At 70.2% G+C, this 4063-nt stretch carries 3 protein-coding genes; all 3 read right to left on the bottom strand.

The features are described from left to right. The coding region (locus VIB55_RS15850; protein ID WP_331877634.1) for a DUF58 domain-containing protein at positions 1–943 on the bottom strand (943 nt) is incomplete at its 3' end. A gap of 539 nt (positions 944–1482) precedes the next feature. Beyond that, positions 1483–2457 carry a MoxR family ATPase gene (locus tag VIB55_RS15845; RefSeq protein WP_331877633.1) on the bottom strand — a complete coding sequence of 325 codons (975 nt, stop codon included), beginning with the start codon at positions 2455–2457 and terminating at the stop codon, positions 1483–1485. Positions 2458–2583: 126 nt separating this feature from the next. Continuing rightward, positions 2584–4063: DNA polymerase I (gene polA, locus VIB55_RS15840; RefSeq protein ID WP_331877632.1), on the bottom strand; the 1480-nt coding region annotated here is incomplete at its 5' end.

Genomic DNA, 4063 nt, shown 5'->3' with positions numbered 1-4063 from the left:
CGCGGGCCAGCAGGTCGAGCACGCGCTCCATCTGCGCGGCCCCGCCCGCCGGCCGCACGCGCGCATCCTGCGTCGCCAGGCCGAACGCCTCGCCGCGCTTCAGGGCCGCGGAGGCCACGGCGGCGGCGATCTCGACCGCATCCTCGGCCAGGTCACCGTCGGGCGCGCGCAGGTCCAGGCATAGCCAGAGCGCGCGGGAGCGGTCGCGCTCGTACTCGCGGACCACGGGGTGCCCCACGCGCGCCGTAGTGCGCCAGTGCACGTCGCGCGGGTCGTCGCCGGGGCGGTACGGCCGCAACCCCCGGTACTCGCCGCGCGCCCCGGCCGAGCCCGCGTACGCCTCGCCGGCCTGGCGCACGCGCTCGCCCGAGGGACGCGGCTCGCGCACGGGCCGGTCCACGCGCGGCCAGACCACCGCCTCGCCCGGTACGTCGCGGTCGCGTTCCTTGACGAACAGGCCGAAAGGAAAGGTGGTGGAAAGCACGATGGTTTCCAGCGGATACACGCCGCGGCGCTCCCAGGTGTGTTCGGCGCGGGCGAAGCCGTGGGCGCCCGGCGCGATGGCCGCCACCCAGCCGCGCGTCTCGTGTCCGTCCTCGCCGGCTTCGATGGAATAGGCGGAGAGCCGGCGGTTGCCGTTGCGGATCTCGTAGACGATGCGCGCGGGCGAGCCGGCGGTGGCGCGGGCCACGCGGCGGCGCACCTCCAGGTTCCGCACCATCTGCTCGGAAAGGAAGCCGCTGAGGGTGATGAAGCCCAGCATGCCGCCCAGCAGCAGGAAGAGGAGGTTGTTGCCGGTGCCGACGGCGGCGAAGCCCAGCATCACCGAGCCGCCGGTGAAAAACCACCCGCCGCGTGAAAAATGAAGCCGCCGCGGCGGCTTCAGCCAGCGGCGGACGCGGGTGCGAACGTGGGCGAGCGACTTGGGAATTGGGATTTTCACGCGTGGAAACAGCAAGAGAACTTGGGCGCATGCCTCGGGCGGGGCCCTCCCCCGGCCCCTCCCCCGGCAAACTGCGCCGGGAGAGGGGGGAACTTCGAGGGCGCTTCGGCTGGGTGCCGGTGAATGCCTCTGGGAGCCCCCTCCCCCCGGCCCCCTTCCCCCGCTGCGCAGGGGAGGGGGAGACCTGAACTGCACCCGCGGCTGCGGAAGCGCGCCAGACTAGCTCCCTTCCCCCGCGCAGTTTGCGGGGGAAGGGCTGGGGATGGGGGGCGCCCGGCCCGCGCACCGAACCAAATCCGATGCACCCAATCCTGGAGAATACCCTCTCCCGCTTGCGGGAGAGGGTGGCACGCGTGTCAGCGCGGCCGGGTGAGGGCCCCACGGCAGCCGAGGCCAACGCCTCCGCGACCGCTGCCGCGCCTTGGCTTGTACGTGGCCGCGGCTAGATCCTTCGGCCCGCGATGATTGTGCTGCGGGCCAGTGTCGTTCGCCTGGGCCTCTGGATGACAGGCTGCGGTGTCTGCTTCGGACCGGCGCCTTTACACCGGCATCGGGATGCGGGCGATCACGTCGTCCAACACGCCTACGGCTTCCTGGTACGCCTCGCCCGTCGCGGCAGAGGCGCCGGCCGGGAGCAGGCGGTGCGCCAGCACGGGCACCGCCAGGCGGCGCACGTCGTCGGGCACCAGGAACTCGCGGCCATCCACCAGCGCGTATCCCCGCGCGGCCCGCAGCAGCGCGATGGCGCCGCGGGTGCTGGCGCCCGCGCGGAAACGCGGCTCGGCGCGCGTGGCCTGCACCACCGACATCAGGTAGTCCACGATGGACGCGTCGGCGTGCACCGAATCCACCCGCTCCTGCAGCGCGATCACGGATTCAGCGTTCAGCACGGGGCGGATGCGGTCCACCGCGTCGTGCGTGCCCGCGGACTGCAGGACCACGTTGCGCTCCTCGTCCGCGTCGGGATAGCCGATCGACAGGCGCATCATGAAGCGGTCCAGCTGGCTCTCCGGCAGCGGATACGTGCCGTGCTGCTCCAGCGGGTTCTGCGTCGCCATCACCAGGAACGGGCGCGCCAGGTCGTAGCTGCGCTCGTCGATGGTTACGCGGCCCTCCTGCATGGCCTCCAGCAGCCCGCTCTGCGTCCGCGGCGGCGCGCGGTTGATCTCGTCCGCCAGCACCACGTTGGTGAAGATGGGCCCCGGCCGCGTCTCGAACTCGTGCGTGCGCGGATTGTAGACGGAGACGCCCAGGACGTCGCTGGGCAGCAGGTCGCTGGTGAACTGGATGCGGCGGAACTCCAGCCCCAGCGCGGCGGTCAGCGCGCGGGCCAGCGTGGTCTTGCCCACGCCGGGGATGTCCTCGAACAGCAGGTGCCCGCGGGCCAGCAGCGCCGCCAGCGACAGGCGCACCGTTTCGCGCTTGCCGCGGAACGCCGTCTCCACCTGCGCGATCAGGTCGTCCAGCAGACCGAGCTCAACCTCGGGAGCGTCAACGGGAACGGCGTTCAGCATGCCGGCTCAGGATCTGGAGCGGAGAAACCCGGGAATCTGCGATGTACACCGCCACCCCAGAATCGATGCACTTCGATTTCGCACTTTCGCACTTTCGCACTCACGCACTCACGCACTCACGCACTCTCACTTCGTCTCCAGCCAGTTCGTCCCCACCCCGCCCTCCACCTTCAGCGGCACGTTCAGCGTGGCCGCGCCCTCCATCCGCTCGCGGACGAACTCGCGCACCGCGTCCTCGCTGCCGATGGGCGTCTCGAACAGAAGTTCGTCGTGCACCTGCAGCAGCATCTTCGCGGGCACCACGCCGGCGGCCAGGTCGTCCTGGATGCGGATCATGGCGATCTTGATCAGGTCCGCGGACGAGCCCTGGATCGGCGCGTTCGTCGCCGCCCGCTCGCCGAACGCGCGGATGTTCCAGTTCTTTGACTTCAGCTCGGGGATGTAGCGCCGCCGCCCGGTGAGCGTTTCCACGTAGCCGCGGCTCTTCGCCAGTTCGATCTGCTCGTCCAGGTAGCGGCGGACGCCGGGGAAGCGCTCGAAGTACTGCTCGATGAACGCCTTGGCCTCCGACTGTGGGATGCCCAGCTGCTGCCCCAGCGAGAACGGCCCCTGCCCGTAGATGATGCCGAAGTTCACCGTCTTGGCCCGGTCGCGCATCTCCTTGGTCACCGCGTCGGGCGCCACGTCGAAGATCAGCGCGGCCGTCTGCCGGTGGATGTCGGCGCCGGCGCGGAAGGCGGTGACGAACGCCTCGTCGCCCGAGTAGTGCGCCAGGATGCGCAGCTCGATCTGCGAGTAGTCCGCCGAGACGAACACGTGCCCCTCCGCCGGGATGAAGCCGCGGCGGATCTCGGCGCCCATCTCCGTGCGGATGGGGATGTTCTGCAGGTTGGGGTCAGTGGACGAGAGTCGGCCCGTCGCCGCGACCGTCTGGTTGAACGACGTGTGGATGCGCCCCGTGTTCGGGTTCACCATCCGCGGAAGCGCGTCGACGTACGTGCCGCGCAGCTTGTCGATCTGCCGGTACTGCATCAGCAGCGTGGGCAGGGTGTGGCCCTGCGCGGCCAGCGCCTGCAGCACGTCCACGTCGGTGGAGGCGCCCGTCTTGGTCTTCTTGATGACGGGCAGCCCCAGCTTGCCGAACAGAATCTCCCGCAGCTGCGGCGTGCTGCCGATGTTGAACTCGGTGCCCGCCTCGGCGTAGATCTCGCGCTCAACCCGGCTCTGCTGCGTCCTCAGCTCCTCGCCCATCCGGGCGAAGAACGGCTCGTCGATCCGGATTCCGTTCCACTCCATCTCCGCCAGCACGTGCACCAGCGGCATCTCCACCTCGCGGAACAGCCGGTCCAGGTGCAGCGCCTCCATCTCCGGCCCGAACTTTTCCGCCAGGCGCAGCGCGATGTCGGCGTCCTCGGCGGCGTAGGTGCAGGCGTTCTCCAGCTCCACCTCGGCGAAGGGGATCTGCGCCTTGCCCTTCCCCGTCACCTCCTCGTACGAGATGGTCTTGTGGTCAAGGTGCTGGAGGGCGATGGAATCCAGCCCGTGCTCGCGGCGCCCCGGCTCCAGCAGGTAGCTCGCGATCATCGTGTCAAAGTCCACTCCCCTG

The sequence above is a fragment of the Longimicrobium sp. genome (assembly GCF_036554565.1).
Lineage (GTDB): Bacteria > Gemmatimonadota > Gemmatimonadetes > Longimicrobiales > Longimicrobiaceae > Longimicrobium.
Note: the sequence above shows the minus strand (reverse complement) of the source record. Positions and strands in the feature narration are given on the sequence as shown.